Source organism: Bradyrhizobium jicamae (genome assembly GCF_018130695.1).
In the GTDB taxonomy this organism is placed as follows: Bacteria; Pseudomonadota; Alphaproteobacteria; order Rhizobiales; family Xanthobacteraceae; genus Bradyrhizobium; species Bradyrhizobium jicamae_B.
This window is the reverse complement of record NZ_JAFCJX010000012.1, coordinates 67,232-83,932: the sequence shown is the minus strand read 5'-3', so window position 1 is coordinate 83,932 and position 16,701 is coordinate 67,232. Positions and strand designations below refer to the sequence as shown.

16 protein-coding genes are annotated in these 16,701 nt (G+C 64.9%); 8 read left to right on the top strand and 8 right to left on the bottom strand.

The window, feature by feature from the left end; genetic code table 11:
* Positions 1 to 64: 64 nt before the first annotated feature.
* The 8 genes from JQ604_RS18985 to JQ604_RS18950 all read right to left on the bottom strand — a co-directional run bounded on the left by JQ604_RS18985 (position 65) and on the right by JQ604_RS18950 (position 9,587).
* Positions 65 to 2,515 (bottom strand): bifunctional diguanylate cyclase/phosphodiesterase, encoded by a 2,451-nt coding sequence (locus tag JQ604_RS18985; RefSeq protein WP_249158361.1) that lies wholly within the window; start codon positions 2,513 to 2,515, stop codon positions 65 to 67.
* A 290-nt stretch (positions 2,516 to 2,805) separates the two neighbouring features.
* On the bottom strand, positions 2,806 to 3,396 hold the full coding sequence (locus tag JQ604_RS18980) for a flavin reductase family protein (protein ID WP_212359445.1): 591 nt from the start codon (positions 3,394 to 3,396) through the stop codon (positions 2,806 to 2,808).
* A gap of 7 nt (positions 3,397 to 3,403) precedes the next feature.
* On the bottom strand, positions 3,404 to 4,249 hold the full coding sequence (locus JQ604_RS18975; protein ID WP_212359989.1) for an ATP-binding cassette domain-containing protein: 846 nt from the start codon (positions 4,247 to 4,249) through the stop codon (positions 3,404 to 3,406).
* 9 nt (positions 4,250 to 4,258) lie between these two features.
* Positions 4,259 to 5,065 (bottom strand): ABC transporter permease subunit, encoded by an 807-nt coding sequence (locus JQ604_RS18970; RefSeq protein WP_212359441.1) that lies wholly within the window; start codon positions 5,063 to 5,065, stop codon positions 4,259 to 4,261.
* The gene (ssuD, locus tag JQ604_RS18965) at positions 5,062 to 6,228 is read right to left on the bottom strand and encodes an FMNH2-dependent alkanesulfonate monooxygenase (protein ID WP_212359438.1); all 1,167 of its coding nucleotides are present in this window, start codon (positions 6,226 to 6,228) and stop codon (positions 5,062 to 5,064) included. Before ssuD ends, JQ604_RS18970 begins: the two co-directional genes overlap by 4 nt.
* Complete coding sequence (locus JQ604_RS18960; RefSeq protein WP_212359435.1) at positions 6,225 to 7,178, bottom strand: sulfonate ABC transporter substrate-binding protein; 954 nt, start codon at positions 7,176 to 7,178, stop codon at positions 6,225 to 6,227. Before JQ604_RS18960 ends, ssuD begins: the two co-directional genes overlap by 4 nt.
* 37 nt (positions 7,179 to 7,215) lie before the next feature.
* Positions 7,216 to 8,166 (bottom strand): aliphatic sulfonate ABC transporter substrate-binding protein, encoded by a 951-nt coding sequence (locus JQ604_RS18955; RefSeq protein ID WP_212359431.1) that lies wholly within the window; start codon positions 8,164 to 8,166, stop codon positions 7,216 to 7,218.
* Between the two features lie 218 nt (positions 8,167 to 8,384).
* The gene (locus tag JQ604_RS18950; protein WP_212359427.1) at positions 8,385 to 9,587 is read right to left on the bottom strand and encodes an LLM class flavin-dependent oxidoreductase; all 1,203 of its coding nucleotides are present in this window, start codon (positions 9,585 to 9,587) and stop codon (positions 8,385 to 8,387) included.
* Positions 9,588 to 9,873: 286 nt separating this feature from the next.
* On the opposite strand from JQ604_RS18950, the gene napE reads away from it, so the two are divergent.
* The 8 genes from napE to msrB all read left to right on the top strand — a co-directional run bounded on the left by napE (position 9,874) and on the right by msrB (position 16,596).
* Positions 9,874 to 10,056: a periplasmic nitrate reductase, NapE protein gene (napE, locus tag JQ604_RS18945; RefSeq protein ID WP_212359424.1), complete on the top strand. Its 183-nt coding sequence runs from the start codon at positions 9,874 to 9,876 to the stop codon at positions 10,054 to 10,056.
* A gap of 49 nt (positions 10,057 to 10,105) precedes the next feature.
* A complete protein-coding gene (locus JQ604_RS18940; RefSeq protein WP_212359422.1) occupies positions 10,106 to 10,390 on the top strand; it encodes a chaperone NapD in 285 nt (94 codons plus the stop codon).
* A 22-nt stretch (positions 10,391 to 10,412) separates the two neighbouring features.
* Positions 10,413 to 12,926, top strand: coding sequence for a periplasmic nitrate reductase subunit alpha (napA, locus tag JQ604_RS18935; RefSeq protein ID WP_212359420.1), 2,514 nt, complete (start codon positions 10,413 to 10,415; stop codon positions 12,924 to 12,926).
* Positions 12,923 to 13,393 (top strand): nitrate reductase cytochrome c-type subunit, encoded by a 471-nt coding sequence (locus JQ604_RS18930; protein WP_249158360.1) that lies wholly within the window; start codon positions 12,923 to 12,925, stop codon positions 13,391 to 13,393. Before napA ends, JQ604_RS18930 begins: the two co-directional genes overlap by 4 nt.
* Positions 13,390 to 14,028: a NapC/NirT family cytochrome c gene (locus JQ604_RS18925; RefSeq protein ID WP_212359415.1), complete on the top strand. Its 639-nt coding sequence runs from the start codon at positions 13,390 to 13,392 to the stop codon at positions 14,026 to 14,028. The genes JQ604_RS18930 and JQ604_RS18925 overlap by 4 nt, the downstream gene beginning before the upstream one ends.
* Positions 14,029 to 14,118: 90 nt before the next feature.
* Positions 14,119 to 15,228 (top strand): ATP-dependent DNA helicase, encoded by a 1,110-nt coding sequence (locus tag JQ604_RS18920; RefSeq protein ID WP_212359413.1) that lies wholly within the window; start codon positions 14,119 to 14,121, stop codon positions 15,226 to 15,228.
* 222 nt (positions 15,229 to 15,450) lie between these two features.
* Positions 15,451 to 16,170, top strand: coding sequence for a peptide-methionine (S)-S-oxide reductase MsrA (gene msrA / locus JQ604_RS18915; protein ID WP_212359410.1), 720 nt, complete (start codon positions 15,451 to 15,453; stop codon positions 16,168 to 16,170).
* A 21-nt stretch (positions 16,171 to 16,191) separates the two neighbouring features.
* The gene (msrB, locus tag JQ604_RS18910; protein WP_212359407.1) at positions 16,192 to 16,596 is read left to right on the top strand and encodes a peptide-methionine (R)-S-oxide reductase MsrB; all 405 of its coding nucleotides are present in this window, start codon (positions 16,192 to 16,194) and stop codon (positions 16,594 to 16,596) included.
* The last annotated feature ends 105 nt before the right edge of the window (positions 16,597 to 16,701 follow it).

Sequence of the window (16,701 nt, the reverse complement as noted above, 5' to 3'; positions counted from 1 at the left end):
CGCTCGGAAAAACACCACACCCGACGTTGCCGCGCTGCTTCGCCGCATGAATCTTCATCACGCGTTAGAGGCCAGCCCGTTTCCGCTGTATTTCGTACGCCTCGCGCTCGATGCGGACGGCCACCAGCGGCGCCTTGTCGGGCGCGACCGGCTGGGAAAAGACGAAGCCCTGCACCACGTCACAATCGAGCCCGCCGAGCACGTCGAGTTCGGCCGGCAGTTCGGCGCCCTCCGCCACCACAGTCATGCCGAGCCCATGCGCAAGGGCGATGATGCCGCCGAGCAGCTTGCGCTTGTCGGGTGCGGTGGAAATGCCATCCACGAAGGCCCGATCTACCTTGAGCCGGTCGAAAGGCAGGCGCGTTAGATAGCCGAGCGAGGAATAGCCCGAGCCAAAATCGTCCAGCGCCAGCCGGGCGCCGAGCGCGGAGAGCGCCGTCAGCGTGCGGCTGATGCGCTGCTCGGTATGATCCACGAACAGGCTCTCGGTCAGCTCCAGGCACAATAGCTCCGGCGGAAAGCCGGTCTCCGCCAGCACGGCCGCGACGGACGCCTCGAAATCCACGCTCCAGATCTGCGCCGGCGAGACGTTGACCGACACGGAGCGCCGCGGCAATCCGGCGTCCAGCCAGGCACGGCCCTGACGACACGCTTCGCGCAGCACCCACAGACCGAGATCGACGATGAGCCCGGAGCTTTCGGCGATCGGGATGAACTCCTCCGGTGAGATCGGCCCGCGCTCGGGATGGGTCCAGCGCAGCAGCGCTTCGAAGCCAATGACGAGACCGGTCCGCAAATCCACCTGCGGTTGGTAATGTGCATGCAGCGCGCCGGTCTCCACGGCGTGGCGCAGATGACGCGCGAGATCTAACCTCTGATCGACTGCCTGGGCATAGACCGGCTCGAACAATTGCGCCCGGCCGCGTCCGGCCTCCTTGGCCATGTAGAGCGACAGATCCGCGTTGCGCACGGCCGTCTCCGCCGTCGCGCCATGCTCCGGCAGACGCGCGATGCCGATGGTGGCGCCGACGAAGGCCTCGCCCTCGGTGAGATCGACGGGGCCGGACATCCTGCCGATGAGCCGATCGGCAAGCCCGGTCAGCGCGGCGTCCGACGTGTCGCATCCCTCCGCCACCACAGCGAACTCGTCGCCGCCGAGCCGCGCGATGAAGGCACGCGGCCCCAACTCCTGCCGCAGCACAGCGGCCACGCGGATCAGCAATTCGTCGCCGGCGGCATGGCCGAGGGAATCGTTGACCTCCTTGAAGCGATCGAGGTCGATGAGCAGCAGCGCACCGACCCGGCCGTCGAGGGCACAGCCCTCGATCAGGGTCGCGAGCTGGCGCTTGAACAGCGCGCGATTGGCAAGGCCGGTCAAAGGATCGGTGTAGGCGAGCTGCTCGAGCTGGCGCTCGGCCTCCTTCCGCTCGGTCACGTCCTGCACGGTGCCGATAATGCCGATGACCTTGTCGTGGGCGACCTCAGCCTTGCAGATGACAGCCAGATCGCGGGGCGTGCCGTCCGCGTGCAGGACGCGCAAATCCGTGGCCTCGGTCCTTCGGGTGCGAACCACCCGTTTCTGGACGTTGCGGAGACGGTCGGCATCGTCGCCCAGGAATTGGCGATTCACGCTCTCATCGGTCGGCTCGAACGTGTCGGGGTCGAAACCGAGAAGCTGGTAGAGCTCGGGCGCCCAAACCGTGCGGCCGGTATCCAGCCGGTAGCTCCAGGTGCCGATCTTGCCGAGCTGGTGGGCTTCCTCCAGCGCGCGCGTGCGCTGGTCGAGCAGTGCCTTCGCCGCCCTGAGCTGGGTGATGTCGCTGGCCGTACCGCGATAGCCGAGAAAGCTGCCGTCATCGGCGTAAATCGGCTTGCCGCTCGTGCTGATGCTGACGCGAGACCCGTCCTGGCCGATCACCGTATAGGTGAAGTCGCGGAAAGGACGATGGGCTTCCATGTCGGCGCGGTGCCGCGCCATGCCTTCTGCATCCTCGGGTGCATAAGCCAGTTCCCAGCGCGCCTTCGCGCCAGCCGCCACCGTCTGGAAGGCCGCATTGCCGTCAAGCAACTTGGGATAGGGCAGCAGCCGATGATTGACGTCGCTCTCCCAGCACCAGTCCGAAGCGGTGCTGACAAAATCGGCGAGCTTTTGCTCGCTCTCCGCCAGCCGCCGCAGCGCGGAGGTTTCCTCGGTGACGTCACGGACAATACCGGACACCCGACAGACCTGACCGAGCGCGTCGAACTCCGGCTCGCCATGCACGACGCAGTCGAGCAGGCGACCATCGGGCCTGCGGAGCCTGGCCTGCACCGCATAGGGTTTCCCCTCCACCCAGCAGGCCGCGTAATGCGCCTCCAGAATCGTCCGGCTTTCCGGCAGATAGCGCGCGTGAACCGTCGCGATGGAGATCGAGCCGTCGACCGTTTCGAACTCGTAAAAGGCGGCGAACTCGGGCGATATCCAGAAATCGGTTGCGGCGGCGCTGTGCGCCTCCCAGTAGCCCATGCGGGCCATCCGGATCGCGCTCCGCAGCGACCGCTCCTCATGCCAGCGCCGACGCGCTACCCCGGTAGGGGCTTGCCCTTGCGGCAATCTGCGAACGGCCATTGGTCCCCAACCAAAATGCTGACGTACACACCCAGCTGATCCATTAGCACAGGGGGTTACAACCTGGAGTGAAGGCCGTCACAATCCGGGGAAAGGTTCGCTTGTTTGGTGTAGTTTCAGTGAATTCTGCAGCTCACGACTGCAAGCTTAATCGGCGTTTAACAACTGGACGTTTCTGCCCGGACACAACCAGAGCGCTAGCGCAATCCCCGCGCATGGACATGGCGCGACGGCAGGCTGACCTCGGCCAGCCGTGCGGCATCCTCTTCCCGGTCGATCGCGACATATTCGCCGTGCCAGTAGGCCAGCGCGGCGGATCGCTGCGAGGTCACTACATCGAGCACGCGACCGATGACGATCGCGTGCGAGTGGCGCTCGATGACCTCCTCGACCTCGCAGTCGAGGGCTGCGAGCGCACCGACCAGCAGCGGTACGCCCGAGGCCCTTGTCGTCCATTCGGCGCCGGCGAAACGCTGGACGCCCTTGAGCCCGCCCTTGCCGGCAAAGCGTTCGGCGATGTCGCTCTGATCCGCGGTCAGCATGTTGACGCCGAACGCGCCATGGCGCTGGATCAGCGGCCATGACGACGCGGACCGGTTGATGCTGACGATCAGGGACGGTGGATCCACCGCGAGCGACGACACCGACGTCACCGTCATTCCCGACACGTCCCGGCCACGGCCCGCCGTGATGACACTGACGCCGCCGGTCAGATGACGCATGGCGCCGCGGAAATCGTCGGCGGAGACGGTGCGGTCGACGGAGATGGTGCGGACGACGCTGTTCATGACGGCCTCAAAGGTCTGACGTCTCTTCGCTGCCTTCCAGCAGGTGCTTCAGGATCGTGCCCTCCAGCGCCGCGAGCTCCGCCGAGCCGCGACGGCGTGGCCGCGGCAGGTCGACCGCGAAATCCTCGGCGATGCGACCGTCTTCGATGACAAGCACGCGTTCGGCGAGCGCGACGGCTTCGGCGACGTCGTGCGTCACCAGCATTGCGGTGAAGCCCTGGTCGCGCCAGACCCGTTCGAGCATTTGCTGCATCGAGATCCGCGTCAGCGCATCGAGCGCACCGAGCGGCTCGTCGAAGGCGAGCACGCGCGGCCGGCTGACCAGCGCGCGGGCCAGCGCGACGCGCTGCTTCTGGCCGCCTGACAGCACCGAGGGCCATTGCCCGCGCTTGTCGCCGAGGCCAACCTCGAGCAGCGCCCGCTCGGCGCGTGCCTGCGCATCGGCGGAGGCGCGATCACGCCCAAGACCGACCTCGACATTGGACAGCACCCGCGCCCAGGGCAGCAGCCGCGGCTCCTGGAACATGACGCGGACGTCCTGCGCGCGAACTTCCTCGCTGAAGGCGATGCTGCCCGCGGTCGCCTTCTCGAGGCCTGCAATCAGCCGCAGCAGCGTGCTCTTGCCGCAGCCGCTGCGGCCGACGATGGCGACGAACTGGCCGGCGGGGATGTGCAGATCGATCCCGCGCAGCACTTCGTTGTCGCCGAAGGATTTGCGCAAGTCCCGGATCGTCAACGACAGCCCGCGGGCCGCGCCTTCCGAACCGCGCCGCAATTGCCGCGCCTGTTCGATGAACTCGCTACGATCGACCGGGTCGGCGTCCACAGGTTGGAAACGAAGCGCCTGTTGCATTTTCTTCACTCACTGTTTCTGAAAGGCCGGGTGCCAGGACAAGGTCAGCCGCTCCAGCGCCCGCGAGGCGCTGTCGGCGAGCTTGCCGAGCAATGCGTAGATCAGGATCGAGAGCACGACGACGTCGATCAGCATGAATTCGCGCGCCTGCATCGCCATGTAGCCGAGGCCCGACGAGGCCGCGATGGTCTCCGCCACGATCAAGGTCAGCCACATGATGCCGAGCGCGAAGCGCAGGCCGACGAAGATCGACGGCAGCGCGCCGGGGAAGATCACGCGGCGGAACAACTCGCCGTCGGTCATGCCGTAAATACGGCCCATCTCGATCAGCTGCGGATCGACGGTGCGGATGCCGTGCAGCGTGTTGAGATAGATCGGGAAGAACACGCCGAGCGCGACCAGGAACAGTTTTGCCGACTCATCGATCCCGAACCAGAGGATGACCAGCGGGATCAGGGCCAGATGCGGGATGTTGCGCACCATCTGCAGCGTGGTGTCGGTGAGCTGGCTGGAGAGCTTTGACAGGCCGTTGGCGAGGCCAAACGCGAAGCCGATGCTGCCGCCGATCAGGAAGCCAATGCTGGCGCGCCAGAAGCTGACCCAGATGTTCTTGATCAGCTCGCCCGACAGCAGCAGCTTCCAGCCCGCCAGCGCGACATCGGTCGGCGCCGGCAGCACCCGCGACGGCACGAAGCCGGTGACGCAGGCGAGCTGCCAGATCAGGATGATGGCGAGCGGCACGATCCAGGGGATCAAGCCATCGACGCGCGGAAGTTTTGGGGCAGTGACGCGCGAAACACTATCGATGAGACTCATGATTGCGAGGCCTGTTTCTGCGGGCGGTAGTCATTGCCGATGGTTTCGCCGAACGGCCCGGTGTTGACGCGGATCGGCGTCACATTGCCGGGCTGCGACAGCGACAGCAGCGGGAAGACGAGCTCGGCGAAGCGATAGGCTTCCTCCAGATGCGGGTAGCCCGACAGGATGAAGGTATCGATGCCGAGGTCCTGATACTCCCTGATGCGTGCAGCAACCGTCGGGGGATCGCCGACCAGCGCCGTGCCGGCGCCGCCGCGGACCAGGCCGACGCCGGCCCACAGGTTCGGGCTGATCTCGAGCTTGTCGCGTCGGCCGCCGTGCAGCTCCGCCATCCGCTGCTGGCCGACCGAGTCCATCCGCGCAAAGATTTTCTGCGCGGCCGCGACCGTATCGTCGGTGACGTACTGGATCAGTTCGTCGGCGGCCTTCCAGGCCTCCGCATTGGTCTCGCGCACGATCACATGCAGGCGGATGCCGAAGGACAGCTTGCGCCCGCGCGCCTCAGCGATCGCCTTCACCCGCGCGACCTTGTCGGCAACCTGCGCCGGCGGCTCGCCCCAGGTGAGATATTTGTCGACGGTGTCGACGGCGACATCGATGCCGGCATCCGACGAGCCGCCGAAATAGAGCGGCGGCCGCGGCGACTGCACGGGATTGAAAAGCAGCCGGCCATCTTCGATGCGAATGTGCTTGCCCTCGACATTGACGGTCTTGCCGGCGAGCAGGTCGCTGTAGACGTTGAGGAACTCACGCGTCACCGCGTAGCGCTCGTCATGGGGCAGGAAGATGCCATCGCCCTTGTTCTCAACGGGATCGCCGCCGGTGACGACGTTGATCAGCAGTCGTCCGTTCGACAGCCGGTCGAGCGTCGCCGTCATGCGCGCCGCAACGGCGGGCGATTGCAGGCCGGGCCTCACTGCCACCAGGTAGCGCAACCGCTCCGTCCATGGCGCGACGGCTGACGCCACGACCCAGGAGTCCTCGCAGCTGCGCCCGGTCGGCAGCAGCACGCCGTAATAGCCGAGTTGGTCAGCGGCCTGCGCGATCTGGCGCAGGTAGTTGAAGTTCACCTCGCGGCCGCCGATCGACGTGCCGAGGTAGCGGCTGTCGCCATGGGTCGGCAGGAACCAGAGGATGTTGGCGTTGGTTGCGGTGCTCATGTGCCCGGCCTCCCTGCGACGTCGGAAATCTTGATCTGCTTTGGAATAAGGCCGAGCGCGAAGAAGCTGTCGGCGACCCGCTGCTGGTCGGCGATCACGGCATCGGTGATCGGCTTGATGCCGTAGGACTGGCGTTTCAGCGCCACCTCGACCACCGGCACCGACAGACCGATGGTCGGCGCCAGTTGCTCGGCCACCGCATGGATGTCGCCCTTGGCCCAGTCGTCGACCGCACTGAGCTGCGCCAGCACGCTGTCGACGACCTTGGCTTCGCTCTGCAGGAACTTTTTCGATGAGAAATAGAACTGATAGTTGGCGACGAGCCCGGTGCCGTCGGCGAGCGTCCGTGCACCGGTCGCAGCTTCAGCCGCCGACTGGAACGGATCCCAGATCACCCACGCGTCGACCGCGCCGCGCTCGAACGCCGCACGGGCATCGGCGGGCGCAAGATAGGCGACCTCGACGTCGCTATATTTGACGCCGGCCTTCTCGAGCGCCTTCACCAGCAGATAATGGACGTTGGAGCCCTTGTTCAGCGCGACCTTCTTGCCCTTGAGCTCAGCGACCGATTTGATCGGGCTGTCCTTCGGCACCAGGATCGCCTCGCCCTTCGGCGCCGGCGGCTCATAGGCGACGTACTGGATCGGCGCGCCCGCGGCCTGTGCGAAGACCGGCGGCGCCTCGCCGGTGTTGCCGAAATCGATTGCGCCGACATTGAGCGCCTCGAGCAGCGGCGGGCCGGAGGGAAACTCGGTCCACACAGCCCTGTAGCCGATCTCCTTCAGCTTCTCGTCCAGCGTGCCCTTGCTCTTCAGCAGCACCAGCTTGCCGTATTTCTGGTAGCCGATGCGGACCACTTTGTCCTGGCCATAGGAGGCGCTGACCGCCGCGGTGACGATGCTGATCGACAGCACCGCACGCGTGATCCAGCGTTGCAACAAACGCGTCATGGGACATCCTCTGCGTTGAGATGGAATGGATGAACGATCAGGTCTGGGCCCGGCGCCACACGGCGTCGCGGATCGCGATCTGCTTCGGGATCAGGCCGAGCTTGAAGAAGCGATCGGCAACGCCCTGCTGGGTCGCGATGATGTCGTCGGTGATGGGTCCGACCCTGAACTCGGAACGGCTCGCGGCGATGGTCTGGATATCCAGCGCGATGCCGGTCACCGCGCTCAATGTCTTCGCCACTTCGTCCCGATGTGCCTCCGCCCAGGCCGCGGTCGATGTCGTGACGTCGATGATCTGCTGCAGCAGATGGCCGTTGGTCTTCGCGAACTCGCGGTTGGCGATGTAGAACGAGTTGGTCTTGGTGATCTCGAACGCGTTCACCAGGATGCGGCCGTTCTGCTTGGTCTCGCCGATCGCGAAATAGGGATCCCAGATCGCCCAGGCGTCGATCGAGCCATTGGCGAAGGCCGGCCCTGCATCGGGCGGCGTCAGATAAACCGGCGTGATGTCGGCATAGGTCAGGCCGACCTTCTCCAGCGTCTGCACCACGATGTTGTGCGCGCTGGAGCCCTTGGTGAAGCCGATCCGCTTGCCTTTGAGGTCGGCGATCCGCTGGATCGGCGAGTTCTGCGGCACCAGGATGCCCTGCCCGTTGGTGACGGGCTGGCCGGCGGCATAGACGATCGCCGCGCCCGCGGCCTGCGCGAACACCGGCGGCGAATCGCCGACCGCGCCGTAATCGATGCTGCCGACATTCATCGCTTCCATCATCGGAGGGCCCGAGGAGAACTCGACCCATTTGATGTCGATGCCCTGGGGCTTGAAATGATTTTCCAGCGTGGCGCGCTGTCGCGCGATGACCAGTACGCCGTTCTTCTGGTAACCGACACGAATTTCCTTCACGCTGCCTTGTGCAAGCGCGGGCGACGACAATCCGGCGATCGCGGCTGAGCCGAGAGAGAATTTTAGAAAGTCGCGACGCTTCATTGCCAACATCTCCGCTTCAAACATGTTCGCTGAGTTAAGCGATCATGCAGTGCGATGATGATGGTTGCGCGCGATGGCGCTGTCGAGCACCCCGCAAAAATAGCGATGCCCGCACTGTCGCGCGGGCATTTCGCATTCGCTTTCTTTCAACGTTGGAATTTGCAGCAGCGAAATTCTTTCACGCGTGAATCGTGAAGTTCCGACTGCTCATGCAATCATCAGCCGGCGGCGACTTTCGCGCCGACATTCACAGCGAGTTTACCGTAGCGATCATTGAAGGCATCGGTATCGATTTCTTCCAACTGGATCGCGCCGCTCAGCACAGCTTTCTTCCATTCGTCGTGTTCGGGGTCATTCTGAAACTCCGGCATCACTTCGCGGCCAAACAGCTCCAGCGACTCGCAGATATGCTCATGGGTGTTCTTGCCGGCCTGGTTGAGCAGGATCACCTGGTCGATATGCGACGATCGAAAACGCCGCAGCTTCTTGCGGATCGTCTCCGGCGAGCCGATCAGGCCGCCGCGCAGTGCGGCCTCCTGCGCCTCCGGATTCTCGCGCTTCCACTTGTTGTACTCGTCCCACATGTTGACGGTGCCCGGCGCCGGGCGCTGCCGGTTCTGCGACTGGCCGTAATAGCGCAGCGCGAACTGGAAGAAGGTGGCGCCGTCGGCGCGGCGGCGCGCCTCCTCGTCGGTCTCGGCGCACATGAAGAACGAGACCAGCGCCATGTTCGGGTTGATCTCGTAGTCGGCGAGCTTCTTCAGCCGCTTGGTGATCGCGTTGTAATAGGCGTGCACCCAGGCATGCGCCGCCTCCGCGCTGACGAACTGGAAGCCGAGCGCGCCAAAGCCGTTCTGCCCGGCACGCTCGATGGTCGGCAATTGCGAGCACGCCATCCAGAGCGGCGGATGCGGCTTCTGCACCGGCTTCGGCACCACGTTGCGCAGGGGAATGTCGAAATACCTGCCGTGATGCTCGGTGCCGACCCTGGTGAACATCGGGAAGATCGCCTGAACAGCCTCCTCGAACACCTCGCGCTTGGTCTCCATGTCGCGGCCGAACGGCGTCAGCTCGGTGATCGAGGCGCTCTCGCCCATGCCGAACTCGCAGCGGCCGTTCGAGAGCAGATCAAGCACCGCGACTCGCTCGGCGACGCGCGCCGGATGATTGGTGGTGAGCTGGAAGATGCCGTGACCAAGCCGGATCTGCCTGGTGCGCTGGCTCGCGGCGGCGAGGAAGGATTCCGGTGCCGGCGAGTGCGAGTACTCCTCGAGGAAGTGATGCTCGACGACCCAGGCGTAGTCGTAGCCGAGCCGGTCGGCGGTCTCGAGCTGCGTCAGCGCGTTCTGGTAGAGGCGGAGTTCGTCGCCGTCGTTCCACGGACGCGGCAGTTGCAGCTCGTAGAAGATTCCGAACTTCATGAGGTCACTCCCAAGGTCGCTCGCCGGACCACTTGTTGTTTTCAGGCAGTCTAGACCCGGCGGGACTCAAGTCTAGCCTCGGGGGCAAAACTCCAATTCCGCGGAGCGGAAGGGCCGATTCCGGTTCCGAGGCGCTTCGCCGGCTTGCGGATTCACGGCCGGGATCAACAGCCTTGCGGCGGCCGGGTTGATCCAGATCAACGATCGTTCCCACAAGCTTTCTAATATCCATGAAGGCAACGGCCCGGACGCCGTCTCATTCGCATCCTTCCGAGGAGAGACCCGCATGTCCGCCGTGAGTGACGACAAATCCGAGCGCTCCCGCCGCCGACGGATGGAAATCTTCGCATTCCTGTTCCTGACCGCCGTGGTGATGCCCGCGCTCGCGGTGGCGACCGTCGGCAGCTACGGGCTCGCGGTGTGGATCTACCAGATGGTCGCCGGCCCGCCCGGTCCGCCAACGCACTGAGGACATCCCATGACGAGAAGCCAACAGGACGATCGACCGCAGGGCATTGATGACGGGACGGTTGCTGTCGGCCGATGCCGTCGTCGCGCCGCCCGGCGGCGAGATCGCGAGCATTCTGGTGCAGACGCGCCCCGAGCGGCTCACTGCAGTCGCAACCGAAATCGAAGCCCTGCCGGACTGCGAGATTTTCGACCGCGATCCGCGCGGCAAGCTCGTGGTCGTCGTCGATGCCGCCGACGCCGGATCGCTCGGCTCGACGCTCAACACCATCGCGGCGCTGCCAGGCATCTATTCGGCCTCGCTCGTCTTCCACGCCATCGACGCCGACGCGTAACGCACCATTCGAGGACATCGTCATGACCGCGCCCAAGCTCGATCGCCGACAGGTTTTGAAGCTGGAAGCCGCCGCGATGGCAGCGCTCGCCGGTGGACTGCCCGGCGCCGCAAACGCCGCCAATCTCGTCACCGAGCGCAGCGCCAGCGAGCTGAAATGGGATAAGGCGCCGTGCCGGTTCTGCGGCACCGGCTGCAGCGTGATGGTCGCGACCAAGGACAACCGCGTCGTCGCCACCCACGGCGATATCAAGTCGGAGGTCAATCGCGGCCTCAACTGCGTGAAGGGCTATTTCCTTTCCAAGATCATGTACGGCCACGACCGCTTGACCAAACCGATGCTGCGCAAGACCGCCGGCAAATACGACAAAAACGGCGAGTTCACGCCTGTGTCGTGGGACGAGGCCTTCGACATCATGGCCGAGAAGTTCAAGGACGCGTTGAAGAGGCGTGGGCCGAGCGGCGTCGGCATGTTCGGCTCCGGCCAGTGGACGATTTGGGAAGGCTACGCGGCATCAAAGCTGTTCAAGGCCGGCTTCCGCTCCAACAATATCGATCCGAACGCGCGGCATTGCATGGCGTCCGCCGCGGTCGGCTTCATGCGCAGCTTCGGCATCGACGAGCCGATGGGCTGCTACGATGATATCGAGGCCGCCGATGCGTTCGTGCTGTGGGGTTCGAACATGGCGGAGATGCATCCGATCCTGTGGACCCGCGTCGCCGACCGCAGGCTCTCCGCGCCGCACGTTCGCGTCGCCGTGCTCTCGACCTTCGAGCATCGCTCGTTCGACCTCGCCGACATCGGCTTGGTGTTCACGCCGCAAACCGATCTCTATCTTCTGAACGCGATCGCCAACCACATCGTCAAGACCGGGCGCGTCAACAAGGAGTTCGTCAGCAAGCACACGCTGTTCAAGCGCGGCCAGACCGACATCGGCTATGGCCTGCGGCCGGAGCATCCGCTGGAGAAGAAGGCCACCGGGCGCGCCAAGGCCGGCGACGCCCAGGACATGAGCTACGACGACTACGTCAAGTTCCTGTCCGCGTACACGCTGGAGAAGGCCGCCGAGATGGCCGGCGTGCCGCTGAACCGGCTGGAGGCGCTGGCCGAGCTCTATGCCGACCCCAAGGTCAAGGTGATGAGCTTCTGGACCATGGGCTTCAACCAGCACACCCGCGGCGTCTGGTGCAACAACCTCGTCTACAACATCCATTTGCTGACCGGGAAAATCTCCGAGCCCGGCAACAGCCCGTTCTCGCTGACCGGCCAGCCCTCGGCCTGCGGCACCGCGCGCGAGGTCGGCACCTTCTCGCATCGCCTGCCGGCCGACATGGTGGTGACCAACAAGGAACACCGCGCGAAGGCCGAGCAGATCTGGAAGCTCCCCGAGGGCACCATTCCCGACAAGCCCGGCTATCACGCCGTGCTGCAGAACCGGATGCTGAAGGACGGGCTGCTCAACGCCTACTGGGTCCAGGTCAACAACAACCTGCAGGCCGCCGCCAACACCAACGAGGAAGCCTGGATCGGCTATCGCAATCCCGAGAACTTCATCGTCGTCTCGGATGCCTATCCGTCCGTGACTGCGCTTGCCGCCGACCTGATCCTGCCTGCGGCGATGTGGGTCGAGAAAGAAGGAGCCTATGGCAATGCCGAGCGCCGCACCCATGTCTGGCATCAGCTCGTCTCCGCGCCGGGCGAGGCGAAATCCGATCTCTGGCAGCTGATGGAATTTTCAAAACGCTTCAGGATCGAGGAGGTCTGGCCAGAGGAGCTGATCGCGAAGAAGCCGGAGTATCGTGGCAAGACGCTGTTCGACGTGCTCTTTGGGAATGGCGAGGTCGACAAGTTTCCGCTCAGCGACATCGAAGCGGGCTACGACAATGACGAGTCGAAGGCCTACGGCTTCTACGTCCACAAGGGACTGTTCGAGGAATACGCCTCGTTCGGGCGCGGGCATGGCCACGATCTCGCGCCGTACGACACCTATCATCAGGTCCGCGGCCTGCGCTGGCCTGTCGTGAACGGCCAGGAGACGCGCTGGCGCTTCCGCGAGGGACTTGATCCCTACGTCAAGCAGGGCGCAGGCGTGCAGTTCTACGGCTTCCCCGACGGCAAGGCACGGATCTTCGCGCTGCCCTACGAGCCGCCGGCGGAATCGCCCGACAAGGATTACCCATTGTGGCTCTCCACCGGCCGCGTGCTGGAGCATTGGCATTCCGGCACCATGACGCGGCGCGTCCCCGAGCTGTACAAGGCCGTCCCCGAGGCCGTCTGCTACATGCATCCCGACGACGCAACCGAGCTCAAGCTGCGCCGCGGCGATGAAGTGAAGGTCGAATCCCGCCGTGGCTTCATCCGCGTCCGATTGGAAACGCGCGGTCGCGATCGGCCGCCGCGCGGTCTGGTGTTCGTGCCCTGGTTCGACGAGTCCAAGCTGATCAACAAGGTGACGCTCGACGCCACCGATCCGATCTCGCTGCAGACCGACTTCAAGAAATGCGCCGTGCGCATCGAGAAGGTGACGACCACATGATCGGACATGTCCGCGCCATCGCCATCGTCGTCGCGCTGGTCGCAGCCTCCACCTCGCTGCTGGCGCAAGGCCTCAACTCCAGCCTGCGCGGCCCGACGCCGCTCAACGACGAGGGGCCGGCGCCGCCGATGCTGGGAAATCGCAACACCTCGGAACGGGAATCGCGCAACTATCCCGAACAGCCGCCGGTGATCCCGCACACCATCGACGGCTACCAGGTCGACATCAACGGCAACAAATGCCTGTCCTGTCATGCGCGCGCCCGCACCAGTGAATCGCAGGCGCCGATGGTCTCGATCACGCACTTCATGGACCGCGACGGCCAGTTCCTCGCCTCGGTGTCGCCGCGCCGCTTCTTCTGCACGCAGTGCCACGTGCCGCAGAACCTGGCGGTGCCGCCGGTCACCAACGACTTCGTCGACATCGACACGATGCTCAACCGCGCAGCACCGGGTGGCAAGCGATGAGTGCCGCCGATCCGCCTGTCGAGCGTAAGGGCTGGTTTGCGCGCGCCTGGCGCTTTGCGCTGGAATTGTGGGGCGTTCTGGTCCGGCCGAGCTCGGTGTTCGGGCTCGGCGTTCTCGTGCTCGCCGGCTTCGTCGCCGGCGTGATCTTCTGGGGCGGCTTCAACACCGCGCTGGAGCTGACCAACACCGAGAAATTCTGCACCAGCTGTCACGAGATGAAGGACAACGTCTTTGCCGAGCTGAAATCGACGATCCATTTCTCGAACCGCTCCGGCGTCCGCGCCTCCTGTCCGGACTGCCACGTCCCGCACAACTGGACCGACAAGATCGCGCGCAAGATGCAGGCATCGAAGGAGGTCTGGGGCCACATCTTCGGCAGCATCGACACCAGGGACAAGTTCGTCGACCACCGGCTCGAGCTCGCGATCCACGAATGGGCGCGCTTCAAGGCCAACGATTCGCTGGAATGCCGCAACTGTCACAGCGCCCAGTCGATGGATATCACCAAACAGTCGCCGCGCGCCTCGACCGCCCATCAGCGCTTCCTGTTCACGGGCGAGAAGACCTGCATCGACTGCCACAAGGGCATCGCCCACCAATTGCCCGACATGCGCGGCGTCCCGGGCTGGCAGTAGCCGCCATCTTGCGCTGCTAGCCTGAATGGTTAGGTTGGGGATATGAGTCGCGGCGGCCCCCGCCCCGCGCGCCCTCCTCCACCAAGCCCCATGACGACTTTTACGCCGCATCAGGACACCGCGCTGAACGCCGTCGCCGAATGGCTGAAGGCCAAGCCCGGCAAGAACGGCACGCCGCCGGTGTTTCGCCTGTTCGGCTATGCCGGAACCGGCAAGACCACGCTGGCCCGCCACATTGCGGAAGCCGTCGACGGCGAGGTCAAGTTCGCGGCCTTCACCGGCAAGGCAGCGCTGGTGATGCGCAACAAGGGTTGCGACAATGCCTCCACCATTCACTCGCTGATCTACCGCGCCCGCGAGTCCGGCGTCGAGCAGCCGAGCTTCGAATTGTGGGACGACGCGCCGGCCTCGAAGGCCAAGCTGATCGTGATCGACGAGTGCTCGATGGTCGACGCCGAACTCGGCCGCGATCTGATGTCGTTCGAGTGCCCGCTGCTGGTGCTGGGCGATCCCGCGCAACTGCCGCCGATCCAGGGCGGCGGCTTCTTCACCGACGCCGAGCCCGACGCGATGCTGACCGAGGTGCATCGCCAGGCGCAGGACGATCCGATCGTGCGGATGTCGATGGACATCCGCGAAGGCCGCGAGCTCGAGATCGGCCGCCACGGCGAGAGCGAGGTGGTGTCGCGCAAGGAGCTCGATCCGGATCGCGTGATGGGCGCCGATCAGGTGCTGGTCGGCCGCAACAACACCCGCCGCGCCTACAACATGCGGGTGCGGCAGCGCCAGCACATCGAGGATCCGTTGCCGGTCGCCGGCGACAAGCTGGTCTGTCTGCGCAACAACCGCAAGAAGGGCCTGTTCAACGGCGGGCTGTGGCGCGTCAAGGCGCGGGCGCAATCGAAGTCCAGGATCATCACCATGCGCGTGATGCCGGACGAGGACTTCGGCCACAAGGTCACCAAGGTCTCCGTCCGCGGCGAGTGCTTCGATGGCGGCATCGAGGGCATTCCGTGGGAGCAGCGCAAACCCTATGACGAGTTCGACTACGGCTATGTGCTGACCGTGCACAAGTCGCAGGGCTCGCAATGGGACGACGTCGTGCTGTTCGACGAGAGCTTTGCGTTCCAGGATTCGCGCGCGCGGTGGCTGTACACGGGCATCACGCGCGCGGCGAAGCGGCTGAGCGTGGTGGTGTGACGCCGTCATTCCCCGGCGATGCGACGCATTGATCCGCGACGTCCGGCCGGTTCCAGCCACAAGTCCTTGGACACGCGACGATTTGCTCACGAAACCGTGTGGCGCCGGCCGTAACAAACTGCGCCTCGCGCCGTATCTGGAGGTAGCCGCGCCGGCCACGCCGATTGCGCTCGCCGGCTCCCGCTCTAAACTGCACCCGCTCTTCGATTTCGAGAGGATCCCATGCCCCGCAGCTCCCTCAGCCGTCTCTCGCTCACCGCCGCCGCGCTCGGCGCGCTGGCCGTTGCCGCCTTTGCGGTGGCGCCCTCGCGCGCAGCCGAGGAGGCGGTGATCATTCCGCCGCCCACGACCGAGGCGCAGGAGGCCGGCGGTATCCAGACCGCGGTGCTCGCCGGCGGCTGCTTCTGGGGCGTGCAGGGCGTGTTCCAGCACACCAATGGCGTCGTCAACGCGGTCTCCGGCTACTCCGGCGGGAGCAAGGCGACCGCCGACTACAACATGGTCTCGATGGGCACGACCGGCCACGCGGAATCGGTCGAGATCAAATACGACCCGAAGAAGATCTCCTACGGCAAGATCCTGCAGATCTTCTTCTCCGTCGTGCACGACCCGACCCAGCTGAACCGCCAGGGCCCCGACACCGGCACGCAATATCGCTCGGCGATCTTCACCACCTCCGGCGAGCAGAAGAAGGCGGCGGATGCCTATATCGCCCAGCTCAACGCCGCCAAGGTCTACAAGAAGCCGATCGTGACCAAGGTCGGCGCGCTCGAAGCGTTCTATCCGGCGGAGGCCTACCACCAGGACTATCTCACGCTGCACCCGAACCAGCCCTATATTGCCTACAATGACATCCCGAAGGTCGAGAACCTGAAGAAGATCTTCCCGGATAACTACATCGAGAAGCCGACGCTGGTGAGCAACGCCAAGGTCACCAACTGAGCTTCCCTGCAAGGAGGTTAGATGTCCGACACCAAGACCAAGGTCCACAAGAGCGACGCCGAGTGGCGCAAGGAGCTCACGCCGATGCAATATGCGGTGTTGAGGGAAAAGGCGACCGAGCGCCCCTTCACCGGCGAGTATGAGCACGACCCCCGCAAGGGCACCTATGTCTGCGCCGGCTGCGGGCAGACGCTGTTCGACTCGGACGCCAAGTTCGACTCCGGCTGCGGCTGGCCGAGCTTCTCGCAGCCCGCGGTCGAGAGCCATGTCGACGAGGAGCGCGACATCAGCCACGGCATGATCCGCACCGAGGTGCTGTGCTCGAAATGCGACGGCCATCTCGGCCATGTCTTCGACGACGGCCCCGGCCCGACCGGCCTGCGCTACTGCATCAACTCGGCGGCGCTGAAGCTGAACCCGAAATAACTTTGTAAAACTGCCGAACGAAGTTCCCGCCCCGCGCGACCAAGAACCGGTCGCGCGGGGTTCTGTTTTGGCGTTGGCCAGCCTGGCGCGCAAATAAGGGGTTTT

What these genes read in the sequence shown, in the direction of transcription:
- JQ604_RS18985 (WP_249158361.1), bottom strand. Translation starts at nt 2,515, where the DNA reads ATGGCCCGCATGGGCTACTGGGAGGCGCACAGCGCCGCCGCAACCGAT.
- JQ604_RS18980 (WP_212359445.1), bottom strand. Translation starts at nt 3,396, where the DNA reads ATGAACAGCGTCGTCCGCACCATCTCCGTCGACCGCACCGTCTCCGCC.
- JQ604_RS18975 (WP_212359989.1), bottom strand. Translation starts at nt 4,249, where the DNA reads ATGCAACAGGCGCTTCGTTTCCAACCTGTGGACGCCGACCCGGTCGAT.
- JQ604_RS18970 (WP_212359441.1), bottom strand. Translation starts at nt 5,065, where the DNA reads ATGAGTCTCATCGATAGTGTTTCGCGCGTCACTGCCCCAAAACTTCCG.
- ssuD (WP_212359438.1), bottom strand. Translation starts at nt 6,228, where the DNA reads ATGAGCACCGCAACCAACGCCAACATCCTCTGGTTCCTGCCGACCCAT.
- JQ604_RS18960 (WP_212359435.1), bottom strand. Translation starts at nt 7,178, where the DNA reads ATGACGCGTTTGTTGCAACGCTGGATCACGCGTGCGGTGCTGTCGATC.
- JQ604_RS18955 (WP_212359431.1), bottom strand. Translation starts at nt 8,166, where the DNA reads ATGAAGCGTCGCGACTTTCTAAAATTCTCTCTCGGCTCAGCCGCGATC.
- JQ604_RS18950 (WP_212359427.1), bottom strand. Translation starts at nt 9,587, where the DNA reads ATGAAGTTCGGAATCTTCTACGAGCTGCAACTGCCGCGTCCGTGGAAC.
- napE (WP_212359424.1), top strand. Translation starts at nt 9,874, where the DNA reads ATGTCCGCCGTGAGTGACGACAAATCCGAGCGCTCCCGCCGCCGACGG.
- JQ604_RS18940 (WP_212359422.1), top strand. Translation starts at nt 10,106, where the DNA reads ATGACGGGACGGTTGCTGTCGGCCGATGCCGTCGTCGCGCCGCCCGGC.
- napA (WP_212359420.1), top strand. Translation starts at nt 10,413, where the DNA reads ATGACCGCGCCCAAGCTCGATCGCCGACAGGTTTTGAAGCTGGAAGCC.
- JQ604_RS18930 (WP_249158360.1), top strand. Translation starts at nt 12,923, where the DNA reads ATGATCGGACATGTCCGCGCCATCGCCATCGTCGTCGCGCTGGTCGCA.
- JQ604_RS18925 (WP_212359415.1), top strand. Translation starts at nt 13,390, where the DNA reads ATGAGTGCCGCCGATCCGCCTGTCGAGCGTAAGGGCTGGTTTGCGCGC.
- JQ604_RS18920 (WP_212359413.1), top strand. Translation starts at nt 14,119, where the DNA reads ATGACGACTTTTACGCCGCATCAGGACACCGCGCTGAACGCCGTCGCC.
- msrA (WP_212359410.1), top strand. Translation starts at nt 15,451, where the DNA reads ATGCCCCGCAGCTCCCTCAGCCGTCTCTCGCTCACCGCCGCCGCGCTC.
- msrB (WP_212359407.1), top strand. Translation starts at nt 16,192, where the DNA reads ATGTCCGACACCAAGACCAAGGTCCACAAGAGCGACGCCGAGTGGCGC.